Genomic DNA, 17,696 nt, shown 5'->3' with positions numbered 1-17,696 from the left:
TTAGGACTAAGTTTAGGGCTGAGCAGTAAAGATGAGTCAACACGACGACATTGAATATCAATTAGATACTTTGGCAATTCGTACCGGACACAACCGTACAATTGAAGGCGAACACAGTGAGCCAATTTTCCTGACTTCATCATTTGTTTGTGAAAATGCTGCCGATGCAGCTGCAAAATTCTCAGGTGAAATTGAAGGCAATACCTATTCACGTTATACCAACCCAACTGTACAGGCTTTTGAAAAACGCTTGGCAGTATTAGATGGTGCAGAACGTGCGGTTGCGACAAGTTCGGGTATGGCGGCCGTTCATGCGATCACTTTGGCTTATCTTAAAGCGGGTGATCATGTAGTCTGTTCACGTGCTGTATTTGGCTCGATCATTTCACTATTTGAAAAATACGTGATGAAGTTTGGTGTCGATGTCACTTTTGTTGATTTAGAAGATTTAGACAGTTGGAAGCAAGCGATTCGTCCAAATACGCGTTTGTTATTTATTGAAACACCATCAAATCCATTGGCTCAGGTGGGTGACTTGCAAGCGATTGCCGATATTGCACATGCACATGGTGCGTTATTTGCGGTAGATAACACTTTCTGTACGCCCGTTTTGCAACAACCACTAAAATTTGGTGCAGACCTTATTATTTATTCATCAACCAAATATATTGATGGTCAGGGGCGTGCTTTGGGTGGTGCGGTTGTTGGTAAAGACAAGTTGGTCGAAGAAATCAACAGCGTTATTCGTACCTTGGGCAATTCATTAAGTCCGTTTAATGCATGGATTTTCTTAAAAGGCTTGGAAACATTAAGCCTGCGTATGAAAGCGCATTGTGCCAGCGCACAAAAACTTGCAGAGTGGCTAGATGCACATCCAAAAGTTGAAAAAGTGTATTATGCAGGCTTGCCGCATCACGCGGGGCATGAGTTGGCGAAAAAGCAACAGTCTGGCTTTGGCGGTGTTGTATCTTTTGTGGTGAAAGGCGAGCGTGAAGGCGCGTGGACTGTGATTGACAACACACGCTTCCTATCTATCACCAGTAATTTGGGCGATGTAAAATCAACCATTACTCATCCTGCAACAACATCGCATGGCAGAATGACCCCAGAAGCCAAACAAGCAGCAGGTATCAGCGAAGGTTTAATTCGTGTTTCTGTTGGCTTGGAAGATATTGATGATATTATTCGCGACATCGAGCGCGGTTTAGACCTCATTTAAAAACTAGGGTCTGTTGGCATTTCATAAATGGCTTGCGTTGTCGCAAACATAGACGAATTGTCAACAGACCCTCAATAGATCATTTGTTCGGAGATTTTTATGAACATTAATATGTTGATGCAGCAAGCGCAGCGCATGCAAAAAGAAGTGGAAAACAACATTAAAAAAGCCAAAGAAGAACTTGCGCAAACTGAAGTTCATGCAGAAGCGGGTGGTGGTTTAGTGAAAGTGACTATGACTTGCCGTAATGTGGTCAAACGCATTGAAATCAATCCTGAATTATTGCAAGACGATGCAGACATGATTGAAGATTTGATTGCCGCTGCAATGAATGATGCTGCCCGTCAAGTTGAAGCAATTGCTGAAGAAAAAATGAAGTCTGCAAACTCAGGCATGGGCTTGCCACCAGGCTTGGCAGGTTTATTCTAAGGAACGGCGTATGTTTAGTGATCGTTTTGATCAACTGGTACAAGCGCTACGCATTTTGCCAAGTGTTGGGCCAAAATCGGCTCAACGCATGGCATTGCACCTGATTATGAAAAATAGAGAAGGTGCAGTCGGTTTGGCTCATGCTTTGAACGAAGCCACTAGCTATATTCATGAATGTTCGATTTGTCACTCATTAACGGAAGATGAAGTCTGCAATATTTGCGCCTCACATGATCGTGATGCACACTTGCTTTGCGTGGTGGAATCTCCAGCCGATGTCATGGCGATTGAGCAAAGCGGCAGCTTCCGTGGTAAATACCATGTTTTAGGTGGGCATTTATCGCCATTAGATGGCATTGGGCCTGACGAAATTGGTATTCCGTATTTGGTTCAGCGTTTAAGTGATGGCAACATTACTGAAGTCATTTTGGCGACCAATGCAACCGTAGAAGGTCAAGCGACAGCACACTATTTGGTAGAAGCAACCAAACATTTGCCTGTGCAGATGACCCGTATTGCGCAAGGTGTGCCGCAAGGTGGTGAACTTGAATATGTCGATAGTCATACTTTAAGTCAGGCGGTGCATAATCGGATGCGAATGAAATAAGCATTTAGGTGCTTATTTCATGTGAATAGTCATTTGATAAATCATCCACAAAAATGATTACTTGCCTTTAAAGCCAATAAAAAATCAAATTAAGATAAAAAAACGATAAAAAATTTAAATTTTCACTGTATCGACTTAGAAATAAGATAAAAATTGAAAATACTGGACATATTTTTATAGCTAAATGCTATTTAATGTTTAAAATGAACCCCTAGAGAATCCTGTTTTACCTGCTCGCTATGTTCCAATTTATTCACCAACAAAAAGACTTTGAAAATGTCTTGGCATTAATGAGCCAAAACAGCATTTATGGTTTAGACACCGAATTTATTAAGGTCGATACTTTATGGCCAAAATTGGGTGTATTCCAAATTAATGTGAATGATCAGGTCTATTTGTTAGATGGCACTTCTTTAAATTTAAGTGCATTTTGGGAAAAACTGTTTCAAGCGCAGCAAAATATTTTTCATGCCTGCTGTGAAGATATTGATTTAATTTATCATTATGCGCAGCAAAAAAACTTAGATAACGTGTTTGATACCCAAGTTGGCATGTCATTTTTAGGGCATGGTTTACAAGTCAGTTATCAAAACGCTTTAAAAACCATGCTCAATGTCGATATTGATAAAGGGCAAACTCGCTCAGACTGGCTTGCACGTCCGTTGTCCGATGAGCAGTTAAATTATGCTGCCAATGATGTGCTGTATCTAATGCAATTGGCAGATAAGGTACAAACCGACTTAAAACAAAATTATTTACTGGATTTTGCACAAGAAGATTGCCGCAATTTAACTCAGGAAATTGGTGAAGAAACACCTTTAGAGTTGTTGTATCAGGATGTGGGCAACTATCGTCATTCACGCCGTCAACTCATGCAATTGCAACAATTGGCCGTTTGGCGTGAGCAAATGGTAAAAGCCTTAAACCAACCACGTAGTTTTATTTTGCGTAATTCTACTATGCTGGACTTGGTCGAGAAAAATCCTAAAAATCAGTTCCAGCTCAGTACTATTAAAGATTTACGTGCGCATATTGTGCGTGAACATGGCAAAACTATTTTAGATTTAATTAAATATTTGCCTGATCAATCACAATGGCCATTACGTATGGCGCGACCAATTCGTCATTCTTCAAAAGAAGTGGGCGAAAATGTAGAACAGGTGATTCAACGTGCCGTACAGGAAACTCAAATTCCAAAAGAAGTTTTGCTGCGTAAAAAATGGCTCAATGCGCTTTATCAGCATGTGGTATTTCATAACGATGAGCAAGATTTGCCTAACTATTTGTTAGGTTGGCGTTATGAATTACTCACCAAGCCTTTAATTGAAGTTTTACATGCCGACGAGCGTTATTTGTCTGGTCAGATGAAAGTTGCTGAATAAATCAAACCGATCCACATTTTAAATAAAGCCGTTTTTCACCTGAAAATGGATGAATTTTCACGCCATTCTTTGTTTGAGTGTAAACATAGACCAATGCGTTAATAATGGTTAATGTATCTCGGTTTTTTTTGTTGTATCCTTTGCCTGAGTTTTTAGAGTTTTGTTGTTTATGCACTGTTCAATTTATAAATCGAGCAAAAAAGATGAGATGTATTTATACATCGCCCGTCCTGAGCAAACTGAAGATCAAGCAGAAGCGTTTAACCCGCTAGAGGTTTTACCTGAGCCAATGCGAGTTGCATTTGGTCGTGCGACATTTGTAATGGATTTGCAACTGTCTGAAAGCCGTAAGTTGGCACGTGTGAATGTTTTGCATGTCATGGATTCTATTCAAACACGTGGCTTCTTTATTCAAGTGCCACCAGAAGGCTTAATTAACCCAAATGCCGTTGAACCAGAAGGTTTACGTGGTGCTTAAGCTTTATTCAGGAGTTGAGAAATGAATAGTGTGATGACTGGATTGGATTCAATTCCTGAAACTGCAATTGCTGTTTCTGTTTATTTGTTGGGGAGTGCCATTATTTTATGGTGCTGGTACGAAATTGCCAAACGCTTGCCCAATCCGTTAGGTGGTATCACTTGGATTGTGCTGTTTGCAATTTTACTTACCCCAACAGTATCAGAAGGCAGCAATGCAGCACTTGCCCCAGCCATCTTTGGACTTCTTTTTGGTGTTTTAACCAAAGAAACCCCATTGGTTTGGTCTAATTTATCTGCCATTTTATTTGTGATCGGTCTTGGCTTATTGATCGGTTATTTCTGGTCAAGATACTGTCTTAAACAAACGACTTATAAAGCCAAGAAAAATACCTCACCACTGTAACTAAAACAATTAAGGTAAAATCATGTCTGTTGATGCGCAACAATTTTCGGGTACAGATCAGTACATTGCGACTGATAGTTTAAAACTTGCGGTGAAAGCCGCACGTGCTTTGCAAAAACCGCTTTTGGTGAAAGGTGAGCCAGGTACAGGTAAAACCTTATTGGCAGAGCAAGTTGCTAAAAGTTTGGGTTTAAAGTTGATTACATGGCACATTAAATCGACCACCAAAGCGCAGCAAGGTTTATATGAATATGATGCAGTGTCGCGTTTGCGTGACAGCCAACTGGGCGATGACCGTGTGTATGACGTTAAAAACTATATTAAACCCGGGAAATTGTGGGAAGCATTTACCAGCGAAGAACGCTGTGTGTTGTTGATTGATGAAATTGACAAGGCAGATATTGAATTCCCAAATGACCTGCTACATGAACTCGATAAAATGTCGTTTTATGTTTATGAAACAGGCGAAACCATTACGGCAACACAACGTCCAATCGTGATCATCACATCAAATAATGAAAAAGAGCTGCCAGACGCTTTTTTACGTCGTTGTTTCTTCCATTATATTGATTTCCCAGATGAAGCGACCATGCGCGATATTATCGATGTGCATTTCCCGAATATTTCAAGCACATTGGTTTCAGAAGCTTTACAAGTTTTCTTTAAATTGCGCCAAGTTCCGGGCTTAAAAAAACCACCATCTACGTCTGAATTAATTGATTGGTTAAGCCTATTGATGGCAGATGACATGCCGGAAGATATTTTGCGTAATAGCGATAAAAGCAAAGCCATTCCGCCTTTATACGGTGCATTAATCAAAAATGAACAAGATGTGCAATTGCTTGAGCGTTTAGCCTTTATGTCGCGCCGTTAAGGGAGGACAACGCCATGTTCGTGCGCTTGTTTTATACCTTGCGACGTTACGGTGTACCTGTCACCACACGTGAATTGATTGACTTAAATCAGGCGGTGGCATCGGGTCTGGTTTTTGCAGATCAAGATGAATTCTATCAACTTGTTAAAACCGTCATGGTCAAAGATGAGCGTTTTTTTGACAAGTTTGACCGTGCCATGAAAGATTATTTTGATGGCATTTCCACTTTTGATTTAGATGATTTACTGCAGCAAGTTCATCAATTGCCTAAAGACTGGTTCGACTTAGAACTATTAGAAAAACATCTCACGCCAGAACAACGCGAAGAGCTGAAAAAAGCAGGTTCTTTAGAAGAATTGATGAAAATGCTGGAAGAGCGTTTACGCGAGCAGCATAAAAAGCATCAGGGTGGCAACCGTATGATTGGTACGGGCGGTACATCACCGTTTGGTGCTTTTGGTGATCATCCTGAAGGTGTACGCATTGGTGGGCCTGGACGTAAGCGTTCAGCTGTTAAAGTCTGGGAGCAGCGTCAGTATCGAAATTTAGACGATGAACAGATTTTAGGTACACGACAAATGCAATTGGCACTGCGTCGTTTGCGTAAATTTGCCCGTCAAGGTGCAGCTGAAGAATTGGATATTGATGGCACTATCCGAGAAACTGCCAAACAGGGCATTTTAGATGTGCAATTGGTGCCAGAACGTCGTAATCGCGTCAAAGTGTTGATGTTGTTTGATGTGGGTGGCTCGATGGATGCACACATCGCCCAATGTGAAAAACTGTTTAGTGCGGCCAAAACTGAGTTTAAAACCCTCGAATATTTTTATTTCCACAACTGTTTATACGACTATGTTTGGAAAGACAATTTACGCCGTAGCAGTACCCGTATGAATACGTGGGATTTATTTAATACCTATGGACGCGACTATCGGGTAATTGTGGTCGGTGATGCGAGTATGGCACCTTATGAGCTGAATTCGATTGGTGGTTCGGTAGAATATATGAATGATGAGGCAGGGCAAGTTTGGTTACAACGTCTGCGTCAGCATTTTGAAAAAACCGCATGGCTGAATCCTGAACAGGAAGGCTATTGGCATTACACACATACCATTGGTTTAATTCGACAAATTTTTGAAAATCATATGTATCCAATGACTTTAAAAGGCATTGAAGATATGACGAAATATTTGGCGCGATAAGCGCCATTTTTTCCATTAATTTTTTATCAATATCAGTTATTGCATGCATATTGATGAAATAGCAATACGATAAGCAACGTGAATTTCAATTTGAGGGGATCGAGATGGAACATCAAATTAATGGCATCGCATTACCGAATGAAGAAGGTTTTTTCGGACAATATGGCGGGCAGTTTATTCCACCGCATTTAAAAGAAGCCATGGATGAAATTAACCTTGCTTATGAAGAAATTCGTCATACAGCAGAATTTCAAAATGAATTAAAAGATTTATTTACAAATTATGTAGGGCGCCCGAGTCCTTTGTTTCATGCAAAGCGTTTATCTGAACAGTTGGGTGGTGCGCAAATTTATTTGAAACGTGAAGATTTAAATCATACAGGTGCACATAAAATCAATCACTGTTTAGGTGAAGCATTGCTAGCCAAATATATGGGTAAAACCAAAGTGATTGCAGAAACAGGTGCGGGACAGCATGGTGTCGCGTTGGCAACAGCATGTGCGCTTGTGGGCATTCCATGTGAAATTCACATGGGACAAGTTGATATTGAAAAAGAACATCCAAACGTCGTGAAAATGAAAATTTTAGGTGCTAACCTGATTTCAGTCACACGTGGTACAGCGACTTTAAAAGATGCTGTAGACAGTGCTTTTGAAGAATACTTAAAAGACCCGAAAAATTATATTTATGCAATTGGTTCGGTGGTTGGCCCACACCCATTTCCAAAAATGGTACGTGATTTCCAAGCAATTATTGGCGATGAAATTAAAAAGCAAAGCCAAGAACGCTTTGGAGTAAATCCAGATTATATCGTGGCATGTGTGGGCGGTGGTTCAAACGCAGTGGGTGCATTTACCGCATTCTTAAATGACCCAGAAGTTAAGCTTGTGGGTGTAGAACCTGCAGGTCATGGTTTAGATACAGATCAGCACTCTGCAACCTTAACTTTGGGTAAACCGGGTCAATTACACGGTATGGCGTGTTATGTGCTTGAAGATGAACAAGGCGAGCCATTGCCAGTACATTCAATTGCTTCAGGTTTGGATTATCCGGGTGTGGGGCCGCAGCATAGCTTCTTAAAAGACATTGGTCGCGTGGAGTATTCAACGGCAACTGACCAAGAATGTTTAGATGCCTTTATGACGTTGTCACGTGTAGAGGGTATTGTACCTGCTTTGGAAAGCTCACATGCGGTGGCGTGGGCATTACGTGAAGCACCAAAAATGGCAAAAAACGTGAAAATTGTGGTTAATCTTTCAGGTCGTGGTGATAAAGATTCAGACTATGTAGCAGAAAAATTAGGTTTGAATTAATTCTACTGAATATGAAAAACCGCCTAAATGTGTAAGTTTAGGCGGTTTTTTTATCTTTACTTTATATTTGGCAGGTTTTATAAAACAGTGTCTTAGCTTGCAATATATTGTTGTAACTGCTCGATCAGTTTGCGCTGATCATCCATAGTCGCTTTCACCAAGTCACCAATCGACACTAAACCTACCAACTGCTCACCTTCAAGTACAGGTAAGTGACGTAAATGATGGTCAGTAATTAAGTTTAAGCATTCTTTCACACTGGTGTTTTTGGTCACGGTCAGTACTTTAGCAGTCATAATTTCACTAACCGTTGTGCTTTTAGAAGTTCGTTCCATCAAAATAACTTTACGGGTGTAATCACGCTCAGACAGAATACCAACCACATGATTGTTTTGATCGGTAACCACCAACGCACCAATGCCTTTTTCAGCCATTAAACTAATTGCTTCTAAAACCGTTGCTTCTGGGCGAATTGTGTAAATTTCGTGATGTGCTTTATCTTGTAAAACGTGAGTTACCTTGGTCATATTCTGTGTCCTGATTTGTTGTTTATTGTTTGACTTTTAAAGTAACGTGAATTGTAAAAATTGCAAATACTTTAGAGTCACGATTGTTGATTTTTACGTCAATTCTATTCAGTTTTTATTTAAGCAATATTTAACGCAGGTTCATTAAAAAAGAAATGCTTCATTTGTGAAGTGGTTAGTTTAATTTTTTGACTTGACGAACCAAACAAGGTTGGCGTGACATTTAAACGGGTGAGCGTTGGTAATAAAAAAGTTTCAAAATCCTGCGCGGAAATTTTACGAGGACTATATTGTGGCCAGTGTTTAGCAGCATATTTATGCGCTTGTACCGCATTTAACCAAAAAGGGAAAATATAATCATCGTGATCTGAACTCATTGCCCAACCTTGATGGAATAAACCCCAAAGTACACCGCAGTACATCATTGATTTTAATAGTGTAACTTTAAGCAGAAAATCCTTTGGTAAAGGGTGGAGTTGGTTAATCTGATTCATAATCAAGCAAGGTTGTAAAATTTGGCTATATTGTAAAAAGAATTGATGAATATACCGTTTAAGCTTTGCTTAAAATCGTAAACAAATATGTATTTATGGTTGGAGCATCTAAAAAAAGGGTCAAAAAAAACGCCACCTAAGTGACGTTTTATTATGCTTGCATGGTGGCCATGTTTTGCCAGTATTGCGCTTTCAATGAATCACGTTCTACGCGGAAACCTTGATAATACAGTTCTGCTAAGAACATTGCCGCTTTACCATGTCCTGCACGTGCAGCTTCTTCGAGTTGTTTTACCGCGTCTTGGAAGTTCATTTGTGAATGAATCGTGTTTACTGCATTTGCATAAACATGCTCTAAGTCATGGTGAGAGATCGTTTGAATCATATTAAACTCCTTATTGTAATTATGATTACTTATTTTAAGCCTACCTTTTAGGCTTCATATCAATTTAACGCTTTATTGTTAAACTAATATTACAATTTGATTGAATTGTCAAATAATTATCGGGGTTAATGAGCATATTTCAAGTTTACATGATTAAACATTGAACAAGTTTAATTTTGATTAAACTAAAGCTCTAAGCATGATAAAAAAGGAGAACAACATGACAAGATCCGTAGACGGATGTGCTTTTGATGTACCTCCATTGACTTCTCAAATTATTGAGTTGGCACATCATCACCGTAAAAAACTAGATGAGGTAATTTTCCGTCGAGATGTTCATTTAGGTGAATACTGCTTGGCGCAACGTAAACGTGTGGCTGACTTTGCTAAAACTTTAGAGCGAAGCGATCGTATAGAGTTTTATCGTAATTATGATGGTGAATTACTCCGTATTGCCGATGAAGATGAACTGCATCCTGCCGAAGCAGAGGGCGGTGTCAGTGTATTTGCTATTTTCTTGGTGCTTGCAGTCATTGCATTGGTTTTATACTTTGCGGTAATTCGTGGCACGATTGGCTAAAGCTAAATCCTTTGTAGAATTTGTAGAAAAAGGCTCAATTTTTACTGTGACGATACAGTAAAATTGAGCTGTTTAACTTGTACATCTCACAAGGGCATCCTACACTAAGGCGATTAGAGGTAGGTCATGCACAACGCAATTCAAAAAACGATTCAATTTATTTCTCAACTGAAACTCGAGCAAATTTATAATATTGTTGTGCTGAGTATCATTTTTATTATTTTAACTTTAGCAAGTGTTGCGCTTTATCGCCCAGTTGGGGTGCAACAATTTCAAAATGTTGAGCGTTTGTCACAACAATCTATGTATGCCAATACCCAAGACATGGCAGTTCATTTACTCAATCAACGTCCGATTCGTTATGTGCATTATTTAAAGTTGATGCAGGCACATCAAATGGAGCAAGATCGGGCTCAACAACTTCCTGCCTTGGTGCAAGAGTAATTTTTTCTGTTGGCATGTTATTCATATTGTGCGGTGTCGGTGTTAAAGATGTTGGTGCGAGTAAATTGTCCTGCAGCATTTTTACCAATGCGGCTTTATCTAAATGTTCGCTCACAATTACTAAAGTTAAACGATCAGGATGCAAATGTTTGCGAATTGCACGTTGCACATCTTCAGCGGTAACTTTTTCCACTCGTTCTGCATAATCACTTAAATAATTTGCAGGAAGTCGATAAAAACCGATGTGCCCAAGCTGGGCATTAATACTGGCATTGCTGCTGTATTGATTCGGAAATGCACGAATTAAACCTGCTTTGGTTTCTTTTAATTGTTCTAAATTCATAGGTTGTTGTACAAACTGAATTAAGCTCTGGTGAGCGACTTGAATACTATCGAGTAACTGATCTTGGCGCGTAGAATAGCCTAAGCTAAACAAACCCGCTGCTTGGGTAAAACGAAACGAACTGCTAACACCGTAAGTGTAGCCACGTTTTACTCGTAATTCTTTCATCAAAATTGAATTGAAACTGCTGCCGCCCAGCATTTTATTGGCAATTTCTAAAGCCAAATAGTCAGGATCATCCCGTGTAGTCGCAAGTTGTGCAATACTGACATGCGCCTGTTGTGACCGGTAGGGAATATGCTGGATGTTGAAACGTGTTGCAGGTGTAGGCTGTGGCAAAGCTGTTGCTGCAACACCTTGGGCAATATGTGCGCTGATGGTATTGGCAAGTTTTTCTGCTTCTTTTAAGGTTAATTTGCCTGTAATGGCAATGTTCATATTTTGCGCGACCAGAAACTGATCTCTAAATTGTTGTAAGTGCTTTGGTTGAATCCGTTTGATGCTGCCATTGGTGCCTGTAATGGGTTCTGAATAGGCATGTTGTCCGTAAATTGCGCGATATAAGCGAATATTCATTAAACGGCTTGGATTTTCTTGCAGTTGTTTTTGCCCAATTTGTGTATTGCTTTGCACACGCTGGATATTAGAACGCTCAAAAGTTGCATGTTTCAGTATTTCCAGCATCATTTTGACGGCAGTTTGCATTTTCTGCGGATCAGACAGTGTTCTTAGCCGTACCACAAACATATCGCGGTACGCCGTGGTACTAAAACGTGCGCCTGTGGTTTCAAAGGCTGCGGCAATTTCCTCTGCCTTATAACGCTTGGTGCCTTCATCAATCAGTTGGGCTGCCATATTGGCAACGCCAAATAAACCTTTTTCAATTTCTGCATCGCGGGCAGAACCTGCATTAAAAGTCAGTTGGATATCAACCATTGGCAAAGCAGGATTTTCGACAAATAAAGTGCGTACGTGTCGATGATTTTTTAATTCATATACCTGTGGAGCGCGAACATCGACCAATTCATTTACGGCATTTAAACTGTGCAGCAAGCTCAAAGATTGTAAAGGCGTACTTACATCTGTTTCAGCAAAATCATGCGCTGCTGTGGTGGCAGTTTCCATCGCAAAGCCAGCAGAACATAGGCTAAAACTAGTGCTTAAAATAAGCGTGCTGAATAGATGTTTTTTCATGAAAATCACAGTTTAAGGTGTTGTGCTTTGAGGTAATAAATACAAGGTGCTAAGTCTGTCTTTGTTAAAGTAACTTTGCGCAACACGTTGCAGATCCTGGGCAGTAATCGCTTGGAAGTGTTGTGGTAAAACATCGATTAAACGGTGACTGAATCCATTGACTTCCAAATTGCCAATGGTTCGGGCTTGTCCTGCCAAATCATCCTGACTATAAATCCAATTGGCCACAAATTGAGTCACCACGCGCTCAATTTCACTTGAATTGACCAAATCCTGTTTTAGCGTATCCACTTCGTTTTGAATCGCGACCTGTGCTTCGCTTAACGTTACACCTGCTGCAGGCAATGCTGAAATACTAAACAAACTATCCCCACGTTGATACGGGTCATAACTGACACTGACTGAGCTAAGAATCTTATTGTTTCTGACCAAGCGCTGTTCTAAACGTGAAGTAATTCCACTGTCTAACAGTTGTTTGATGATAGTGAGCGCGAAGGCATCTTGAGGATTTTTAGCTGTTGCCAATGAACCGACATTCCAAGCCATATATAAATTAGGAACTTGCACAGTCGCAGACAATTCCATGTGCCGATAACCTAATTGTTCAAACTCCAACACATCATTGCGCGGTGGCGTAGGTGCTTTCGGAATATCTCCAAAATACTTTTGGACTTGCAACAATGCGGCTTGATGATCTACATCGCCCACAATCACTAGAATAGCATTATTGGGGCGATACCATTTTTTGTACCACGCCTGTACATCTTGCAGCTGAATGCTTTGCAAGTTTTTCATGTGCCCAATAATGGGTTGGCGATAATGACTGGTTGGGTAGGTAATCCATTTAAAGCGTTCAAAAGCCAAAGCCCGTGGATTATCATCGGTACGTTGCCGCCGTTCTTCCATCACCACCTTAATTTCAGGCTCAAAGTCTTGTTGGCGAAGTAACAAATTACTCATTCTGTCGGCTTCCAACTCTAAAGCCAGTGGGAAATAAGTTTTGGGATAGAGCTGATAATAATTCGTGTAATTGGTAAAGGTTGCTGCATTGACACTGCCACCATAAATACGACTTAAACGGGTAAATTCATCATTCGGCACCTTGGCTGTACCTTTAAACATCATGTGTTCAAGTACGTGCGAAATCCCAAGTGTATTTCCCGACTCATCGCTACTGCCCACTTTGTACCAAATTTGAGTCATCACCATGGGAGAACGATGGTCTTCACGGATAATGACTTTTAAACCATTGTTGAGTGTGGTTTCAAAAGTGTTATTCGCAGCTAAAACTTCAGCATGGCTAATCGAAGCTGTTAAACCCCAAAGCAACGCACAAACAGACTTCATCGAAAATTGGAACATAAGCAAGTGGAGATCAATCGTTATCGGCTTATCTTTCAGAAATTAAAGCGGAAAGGCAAGGATTGCTGTAGGTATTTTTTGTATGCGGCTATGTGGTTGGAATACGAGGTAAAAGCAATTGGTTTATGTTAGAATCCGATTTTTTAACGCGATGCTTTTCAAGGATTCGGCATGCAACAGCAATCTAATGGGCAAAATAAATTTTTGATTGATGCTGATATCGGAGATGATGATGTCACATTACCGAATTTACCAGCGGTAAATATTCCGATTGTTGAAACAACACCTCTACAACAAGCAGAAACCTCTGAACATGCTGCAGAAACATCATCAGACACGGATGCGCCTGCGAAAGGTGGTTTCTTTAGTCGCATGAAAGAAGGGTTAACCAAAACCCGTAAAAACTTTGCCGATGGCATGGTGAATATTCTGATTGGCGGTAAAGAAATTGATGATGAATTATTAGAAGAAGTCGAAGAACAACTGTTGGTTGCAGATATTGGTGTAGATGCAACGAAAACCATTATTGCCAATTTGACCGAGCGTACTGCGCGTGGCGACTTAATTTATTCACATTCTTTATATAAGGCTTTGCAAGAAGAATTAGTGGCTTTGCTTGCGCCACGGGTAAAACCTTTACATATTGATGCCAATAAAACCCCTTATGTGATTTTAGTCGTGGGTGTGAATGGTGTAGGTAAAACCACAACCATTGGCAAGTTAGCGAAACGCTTACAAGGCGAAGGTAAAAAAGTCATGTTGGCCGCAGGGGATACTTTCCGTGCTGCAGCGACAGAACAATTGCAGATTTGGGGTGAGCGTAACGATGTTGCCGTTGTTGCACAAGGTCACGGTGCAGACAGTGCTTCTGTTATTTTCGATGCGTTTGAAAGTGCGCGTGCCAAAGGCATTGATGTATTAATTGCAGATACTGCTGGACGTTTGCATAACAAAAGCAACCTGATGCAAGAATTGACTAAAGTTAAGCGTGTGATGCAAAAAATTGATGCGACTGCACCGCATGAAGTGATGTTGGTCGTAGATGCAGGCACAGGTCAAAATGCCATTAACCAAGTGGAAATGTTTGATGAGGCTGTTGGCTTAACAGGCATCACCATCACTAAACTGGATGGTACGGCAAAAGGTGGCGTGTTATTTAACATTGCAAGCCGTAGCCATGTGCCAATTCGCTTTATTGGTGTGGGTGAAAAAATTGACGATTTACGTCCATTCTCAGCCAAAGCATTTGTTGCAGCACTGTTTGAAACTGAGAAATAAGTTTTAAAATAAGTTTAAAGCTAAAATGTAAAAATGCTGTAAGTTTCACACAAACTCCGCAAAATGCGGAGTTTGTGGTTTTTAGCGGGTTTGAGTGTTGTAAAAAGCAGCAGCTAAAAATACGAATGTGAATAAAAGCACATTCGTCTATATACAATAAGAAAAAATATTAGATTGATTTTGATTGATTTTTTGGGGAAGTTAAAATGACACTGTTAAATAAAATTGGTCATGTGCTTACAGCAGATATCATGAAAGACTTTAAGCTTAAAAAAAAGCCTAGCCATGATGCACATGAACTGACTTTCATCGATCAATTGAAAAAGCGCCGTAGTATTTATGCTTTAGGAAAACGCATTCATTTTAGCCAAACTTATATGACCGAGCTGATTCAGGAAGCTGTGCGTAGCTGTCCATCGGCACATCATTCACAAAGTACGCGCGTGGTTATTTTATTTTCTGAATCACATAAAAAATTTTGGAATTTAGTACAGGAAGTACAACGTCAGTTTGTACCAGAGCAGGTTTTTGCAGGTACTAAAATGAAAATCGAACAATGTGCAGCAGGTTTTGGCACGGTATTGTTCTATGAAGATCAACAAGTGATTCGTCAATTGCAAAAGAAAATTCCATTTAATGCTGCAGAATTTCCAATTTGGTCAGAGCAAACTTCAGGCATGGCGCAATTTGCAGTGTGGACAGCACTGGCAGATTCAGGCGTGGGTGCATCTTTACAGCATTATAATCCAAACATAGACCGTGCTGTGGCAGAGCATTTTGATATTCCAGATACATGGTTGTTACGTTCACAACTCGTTTTTGGATCAATTGAAGAAGAAGTAACCGAACGGAGTCATGCACACTATCAAAATCAATTTAAAGTCTATGCTTAAATAACAGCATTTGATGAAGATTGGTCAAATCAGCTTATTATTATGTGCTACAAAGAGCGAACCGCAGCATATTTATATTGCAATAGACTGCATCTATAGAATTAGAGGTATATAGATGCAGTCACATACATTTGTCACTTTATATAAATATAATCGTTCTATACATAAAACACACTGTCGTATTTTTTGTAATGTTTATGCTGAATAAAAAGCTTAATATCGCTGTATCAATTAATTTATACAAAATTCTGCAGAGGAATTAAAAATGTCATTTTTAAATCAATTAGAAAAACGCCGTTCAATCTATGCACTTGGTAAAAATGTTTCTGTAGATCAGGCAACTATTGAAAGTACAATCAAACAAGCAGTTCGTTTAAGCCCATCTGCATTTAACTCGCAAACTTCACGTGTTGTGACTTTATACGGTGCATCACATACGCAATTCTGGAACATCGTTTTAGAAACTTTACGTAAAATTGTACCTGCAGAAGCATTTGCAAACACTGAAGCAAAAATTAACAGCTTTAGCGCAGGTTTTGGTACAGCATTGTTCTATGAAGATCAAGATGTTGTAAAAGGTTTACAAGAACAATTCCCACTTTATGCAGACAACTTCCCAGTGTGGTCAGAACATTCTACGGGTATTGCTCAATTTGCAGTGTGGACAGCGTTGGCTGAAATTAATGTAGGTGCATCATTACAGCACTACAACCCAATTATTGATGCAGAAGTTGCTCAAACTTACGACATTCCTGCAAACTGGAAACTACGTGCACAATTGGTGTTTGGTTCAATTGAAGCACCTGCTGGTGAAAAAACATTTATGGATGATGCAGCACGTTTCAAAAGCTTTGACTAAGCTCTAGCAACACATACTGCACAGACTAAAAAGTAGGGTGATGATTCATCCTACTTTTTTTGTTTTTTTTGGGGAGTTTCAATGAGATCACCTAAACTTCCTTATTCATGTGAAAATGCCTAAACCCATGAATTGTCATAAAACTGTCATTTATACATTGCATAGTGCAATCAAACTTTAATAAATGATACAGAGTGAAATATGGCATTTAAATTAGGCCTAGCAAGTATTGCATTGATGGCTTGCAGTTCAGCATTTTCAGCAGTAATTATTGCAGTACCTGAAGAAATTAAGTTGCTCGCTGTAAATGATCAAGAAGTTCGTTCAGGTTTATTCAGTTCAGCACAGCAAGTGAAAGTCAATGCGGGTGAAAATGTCATGAACTTGCGCTATCAACAATATTTTGAACATCATAATGGCGCACACGATATTTTAAAATCAGGTGTTATTACACTCAAAACCCCAATTCTTCAAGATGGTGAAAACTATCGACTTGCTTTGGTAAACCCACCTAAAGATTTCGATGCTGCAAAAGAGTTTAAAGATCAGCCTAGTGTTGGCTTATATAATCAAAAGAATCAATTGTTGGTACAACAAACAGGTGCCAAAGCAAGTTCAACTGGTTGGTTAGGTGGTAGTTGGCTTAATAAAACTTTAGATACCACTCAAAACAGTGCTGCAATCAATCAACCAGCAGCAGTTTATACTGCGGCAGCAGTTTTGCCATCTGAGGAAACCACCTCAGCAACATTGCCTACAGCAAAACAAACACAGGGCAAAGAGCAACAATTGATTCAATTGTGGCAACAAGCTAGTAAAGTAGAGCGACAAAAATTTATGTCATGGCTTGCAGAACAAGCTAATTAATGTAGATTTGCAACCAGCCTAACTGAGCTGGTTGTTTTTTATTATCGCTTTAAAAGGATTTATTTAAAAAACCAATTTAGTAACGTGCGAAAAAAAAGACAAATTATAAGAAAAGTGTGATAAAAATATGAAATACGCTTAAAACTTAGGCGAATGGTATTTTTTTTGAAAAAAAACCTAAAAAACATATTGCGTCTATTCAAAAACTGTATAGAATACGCAACACACCAACGCAGTGTTGATTGAGTTGGTGCTGTTATTGACGAAATAACAGAAAATCATTAAGAGATTATGAAGAACAACTTGTGTGGATTTTTACTGATTGATTGATCGAACATATTTCATTGATTGATTTGTTTAAATTACTCGAAGTTTATTTGAGCGAAATTTAAGTCAGAAAATTGATGAGCCAGATTTGGAAGTTTAGATTAAAGCTTCAAAATGATTTTAACTGAAGAGTTTGATCATGGCTCAGATTGAACGCTGGCGGCAGGCTTAACACATGCAAGTCGAGCGGGCGAGGTTGCTTCGGTAACTGAGCTAGCGGCGGACGGGTGAGTA

The 17,696-nt window shown here is 39.6% G+C and carries 20 protein-coding genes and 1 rRNA gene; 16 read left to right on the top strand and 5 right to left on the bottom strand.

The window, feature by feature from the left end; genetic code table 11:
- Positions 1-31 precede the first annotated feature (31 nt).
- From FTU09_RS04810 to trpB, 9 genes are all read left to right on the top strand, one after another.
- A complete protein-coding gene (locus FTU09_RS04810; RefSeq protein WP_167845986.1) occupies positions 32-1,219 on the top strand; it encodes an O-succinylhomoserine sulfhydrylase in 1,188 nt (395 codons plus the stop codon).
- Between the two features lie 99 nt (positions 1,220-1,318).
- On the top strand, positions 1,319-1,648 hold the full coding sequence (locus tag FTU09_RS04805) for a YbaB/EbfC family nucleoid-associated protein (RefSeq protein WP_167845987.1): 330 nt from the start codon (positions 1,319-1,321) through the stop codon (positions 1,646-1,648).
- A 10-nt stretch (positions 1,649-1,658) separates the two neighbouring features.
- Entirely contained in the window at positions 1,659-2,255 is a 597-nt protein-coding gene (gene recR / locus FTU09_RS04800) for a recombination mediator RecR (RefSeq protein ID WP_019837914.1), read from the top strand.
- 239 nt (positions 2,256-2,494) lie between these two features.
- Positions 2,495-3,637: an HRDC domain-containing protein gene (locus FTU09_RS04795; RefSeq protein ID WP_004976616.1), complete on the top strand. Its 1,143-nt coding sequence runs from the start codon at positions 2,495-2,497 to the stop codon at positions 3,635-3,637.
- 169 nt (positions 3,638-3,806) lie between these two features.
- Positions 3,807-4,115: a YcgL domain-containing protein gene (locus FTU09_RS04790; RefSeq protein WP_004976615.1), complete on the top strand. Its 309-nt coding sequence runs from the start codon at positions 3,807-3,809 to the stop codon at positions 4,113-4,115.
- Between the two features lie 21 nt (positions 4,116-4,136).
- Entirely contained in the window at positions 4,137-4,520 is a 384-nt protein-coding gene (locus FTU09_RS04785; RefSeq protein ID WP_096901448.1) for a hypothetical protein, read from the top strand.
- A gap of 22 nt (positions 4,521-4,542) precedes the next feature.
- Entirely contained in the window at positions 4,543-5,394 is an 852-nt protein-coding gene (locus tag FTU09_RS04780) for a MoxR family ATPase (protein WP_004976610.1), read from the top strand.
- A gap of 14 nt (positions 5,395-5,408) precedes the next feature.
- Entirely contained in the window at positions 5,409-6,596 is a 1,188-nt protein-coding gene (locus tag FTU09_RS04775; RefSeq protein WP_178319350.1) for a VWA domain-containing protein, read from the top strand.
- A gap of 104 nt (positions 6,597-6,700) precedes the next feature.
- The gene (gene trpB / locus FTU09_RS04770; protein WP_180079653.1) at positions 6,701-7,909 is read left to right on the top strand and encodes a tryptophan synthase subunit beta; all 1,209 of its coding nucleotides are present in this window, start codon (positions 6,701-6,703) and stop codon (positions 7,907-7,909) included.
- Between the two features lie 92 nt (positions 7,910-8,001).
- Here the strand turns inward: trpB and FTU09_RS04765 are convergent, their stop codons facing one another.
- The 3 genes from FTU09_RS04765 to FTU09_RS04755 all read right to left on the bottom strand — a co-directional run bounded on the left by FTU09_RS04765 (position 8,002) and on the right by FTU09_RS04755 (position 9,315).
- A complete protein-coding gene (locus FTU09_RS04765) occupies positions 8,002-8,436 on the bottom strand; it encodes a CBS domain-containing protein (protein WP_004976604.1) in 435 nt (144 codons plus the stop codon).
- A 119-nt stretch (positions 8,437-8,555) separates the two neighbouring features.
- The gene (locus tag FTU09_RS04760; protein WP_004976601.1) at positions 8,556-8,930 is read right to left on the bottom strand and encodes a DUF2750 domain-containing protein; all 375 of its coding nucleotides are present in this window, start codon (positions 8,928-8,930) and stop codon (positions 8,556-8,558) included.
- 151 nt (positions 8,931-9,081) lie between these two features.
- A complete protein-coding gene (locus FTU09_RS04755; protein WP_004976599.1) occupies positions 9,082-9,315 on the bottom strand; it encodes a hypothetical protein in 234 nt (77 codons plus the stop codon).
- 220 nt (positions 9,316-9,535) lie between these two features.
- Between FTU09_RS04755 and FTU09_RS04750 the strand changes: the two genes are divergently transcribed.
- Both FTU09_RS04750 and FTU09_RS04745 read left to right on the top strand, forming a co-directional pair.
- Positions 9,536-9,895 carry a hypothetical protein gene (locus FTU09_RS04750; protein ID WP_004976597.1) on the top strand — a complete coding sequence of 120 codons (360 nt, stop codon included), beginning with the start codon at positions 9,536-9,538 and terminating at the stop codon, positions 9,893-9,895.
- A 126-nt stretch (positions 9,896-10,021) separates the two neighbouring features.
- Positions 10,022-10,339: a hypothetical protein gene (locus tag FTU09_RS04745; RefSeq protein WP_004976594.1), complete on the top strand. Its 318-nt coding sequence runs from the start codon at positions 10,022-10,024 to the stop codon at positions 10,337-10,339.
- Here the strand turns inward: FTU09_RS04745 and FTU09_RS04740 are convergent.
- Positions 10,236-11,876 carry a pitrilysin family protein gene (locus FTU09_RS04740; RefSeq protein WP_004976592.1) on the bottom strand — a complete coding sequence of 547 codons (1,641 nt, stop codon included), beginning with the start codon at positions 11,874-11,876 and terminating at the stop codon, positions 10,236-10,238. The genes FTU09_RS04745 and FTU09_RS04740 overlap by 104 nt on opposite strands.
- A 12-nt stretch (positions 11,877-11,888) precedes the next feature.
- Positions 11,889-13,238 (bottom strand): pitrilysin family protein, encoded by a 1,350-nt coding sequence (locus FTU09_RS04735; RefSeq protein WP_179990807.1) that lies wholly within the window; start codon positions 13,236-13,238, stop codon positions 11,889-11,891.
- Positions 13,239-13,409: 171 nt separating this feature from the next.
- Between FTU09_RS04735 and ftsY the strand changes: the two genes are divergently transcribed.
- From ftsY to FTU09_RS04710, 5 genes are all read left to right on the top strand, one after another.
- A complete protein-coding gene (gene ftsY / locus FTU09_RS04730) occupies positions 13,410-14,516 on the top strand; it encodes a signal recognition particle-docking protein FtsY (RefSeq protein WP_004976589.1) in 1,107 nt (368 codons plus the stop codon).
- Positions 14,517-14,722: 206 nt separating this feature from the next.
- Positions 14,723-15,409, top strand: coding sequence for a nitroreductase family protein (locus FTU09_RS04725; protein ID WP_104851938.1), 687 nt, complete (start codon positions 14,723-14,725; stop codon positions 15,407-15,409).
- A gap of 265 nt (positions 15,410-15,674) precedes the next feature.
- Positions 15,675-16,268 (top strand): nitroreductase family protein, encoded by a 594-nt coding sequence (locus FTU09_RS04720; protein WP_178867800.1) that lies wholly within the window; start codon positions 15,675-15,677, stop codon positions 16,266-16,268.
- Between the two features lie 201 nt (positions 16,269-16,469).
- A complete protein-coding gene (locus tag FTU09_RS04715; protein WP_178319354.1) occupies positions 16,470-17,135 on the top strand; it encodes a DUF2057 family protein in 666 nt (221 codons plus the stop codon).
- Positions 17,136-17,583: 448 nt separating this feature from the next.
- Positions 17,584-17,696 (top strand): 16S ribosomal RNA (locus FTU09_RS04710); the annotation flags it as partial.

It is taken from the genome of Acinetobacter sp. YH12058 (assembly GCF_013419805.1).
GTDB classification, from domain to species: Bacteria; Pseudomonadota; Gammaproteobacteria; order Pseudomonadales; family Moraxellaceae; genus Acinetobacter; species Acinetobacter towneri.
The sequence above is the reverse complement of the archived record's forward strand: the minus strand, read 5'-3'. Positions and strand labels throughout refer to the sequence as shown.

What these genes read in the sequence shown, in the direction of transcription:
- FTU09_RS04785 (WP_096901448.1), top strand. Translation starts at nt 4,137, where the DNA reads ATGAATAGTGTGATGACTGGATTGGATTCAATTCCTGAAACTGCAATT.
- FTU09_RS04725 (WP_104851938.1), top strand. Translation starts at nt 14,723, where the DNA reads ATGACACTGTTAAATAAAATTGGTCATGTGCTTACAGCAGATATCATG.
- FTU09_RS04750 (WP_004976597.1), top strand. Translation starts at nt 9,536, where the DNA reads ATGACAAGATCCGTAGACGGATGTGCTTTTGATGTACCTCCATTGACT.
- FTU09_RS04715 (WP_178319354.1), top strand. Translation starts at nt 16,470, where the DNA reads ATGGCATTTAAATTAGGCCTAGCAAGTATTGCATTGATGGCTTGCAGT.
- FTU09_RS04765 (WP_004976604.1), bottom strand. Translation starts at nt 8,436, where the DNA reads ATGACCAAGGTAACTCACGTTTTACAAGATAAAGCACATCACGAAATT.
- FTU09_RS04795 (WP_004976616.1), top strand. Translation starts at nt 2,495, where the DNA reads ATGTTCCAATTTATTCACCAACAAAAAGACTTTGAAAATGTCTTGGCA.
- FTU09_RS04745 (WP_004976594.1), top strand. Translation starts at nt 10,022, where the DNA reads ATGCACAACGCAATTCAAAAAACGATTCAATTTATTTCTCAACTGAAA.
- FTU09_RS04780 (WP_004976610.1), top strand. Translation starts at nt 4,543, where the DNA reads ATGTCTGTTGATGCGCAACAATTTTCGGGTACAGATCAGTACATTGCG.
- FTU09_RS04740 (WP_004976592.1), bottom strand. Translation starts at nt 11,876, where the DNA reads ATGAAAAAACATCTATTCAGCACGCTTATTTTAAGCACTAGTTTTAGC.
- trpB (WP_180079653.1), top strand. Translation starts at nt 6,701, where the DNA reads ATGGAACATCAAATTAATGGCATCGCATTACCGAATGAAGAAGGTTTT.
- FTU09_RS04810 (WP_167845986.1), top strand. Translation starts at nt 32, where the DNA reads ATGAGTCAACACGACGACATTGAATATCAATTAGATACTTTGGCAATT.
- ftsY (WP_004976589.1), top strand. Translation starts at nt 13,410, where the DNA reads ATGCAACAGCAATCTAATGGGCAAAATAAATTTTTGATTGATGCTGAT.
- FTU09_RS04775 (WP_178319350.1), top strand. Translation starts at nt 5,409, where the DNA reads ATGTTCGTGCGCTTGTTTTATACCTTGCGACGTTACGGTGTACCTGTC.
- FTU09_RS04805 (WP_167845987.1), top strand. Translation starts at nt 1,319, where the DNA reads ATGAACATTAATATGTTGATGCAGCAAGCGCAGCGCATGCAAAAAGAA.
- recR (WP_019837914.1), top strand. Translation starts at nt 1,659, where the DNA reads ATGTTTAGTGATCGTTTTGATCAACTGGTACAAGCGCTACGCATTTTG.
- FTU09_RS04760 (WP_004976601.1), bottom strand. Translation starts at nt 8,930, where the DNA reads ATGAATCAGATTAACCAACTCCACCCTTTACCAAAGGATTTTCTGCTT.
- FTU09_RS04720 (WP_178867800.1), top strand. Translation starts at nt 15,675, where the DNA reads ATGTCATTTTTAAATCAATTAGAAAAACGCCGTTCAATCTATGCACTT.
- FTU09_RS04735 (WP_179990807.1), bottom strand. Translation starts at nt 13,238, where the DNA reads ATGTTCCAATTTTCGATGAAGTCTGTTTGTGCGTTGCTTTGGGGTTTA.
- FTU09_RS04790 (WP_004976615.1), top strand. Translation starts at nt 3,807, where the DNA reads ATGCACTGTTCAATTTATAAATCGAGCAAAAAAGATGAGATGTATTTA.
- FTU09_RS04755 (WP_004976599.1), bottom strand. Translation starts at nt 9,315, where the DNA reads ATGATTCAAACGATCTCTCACCATGACTTAGAGCATGTTTATGCAAAT.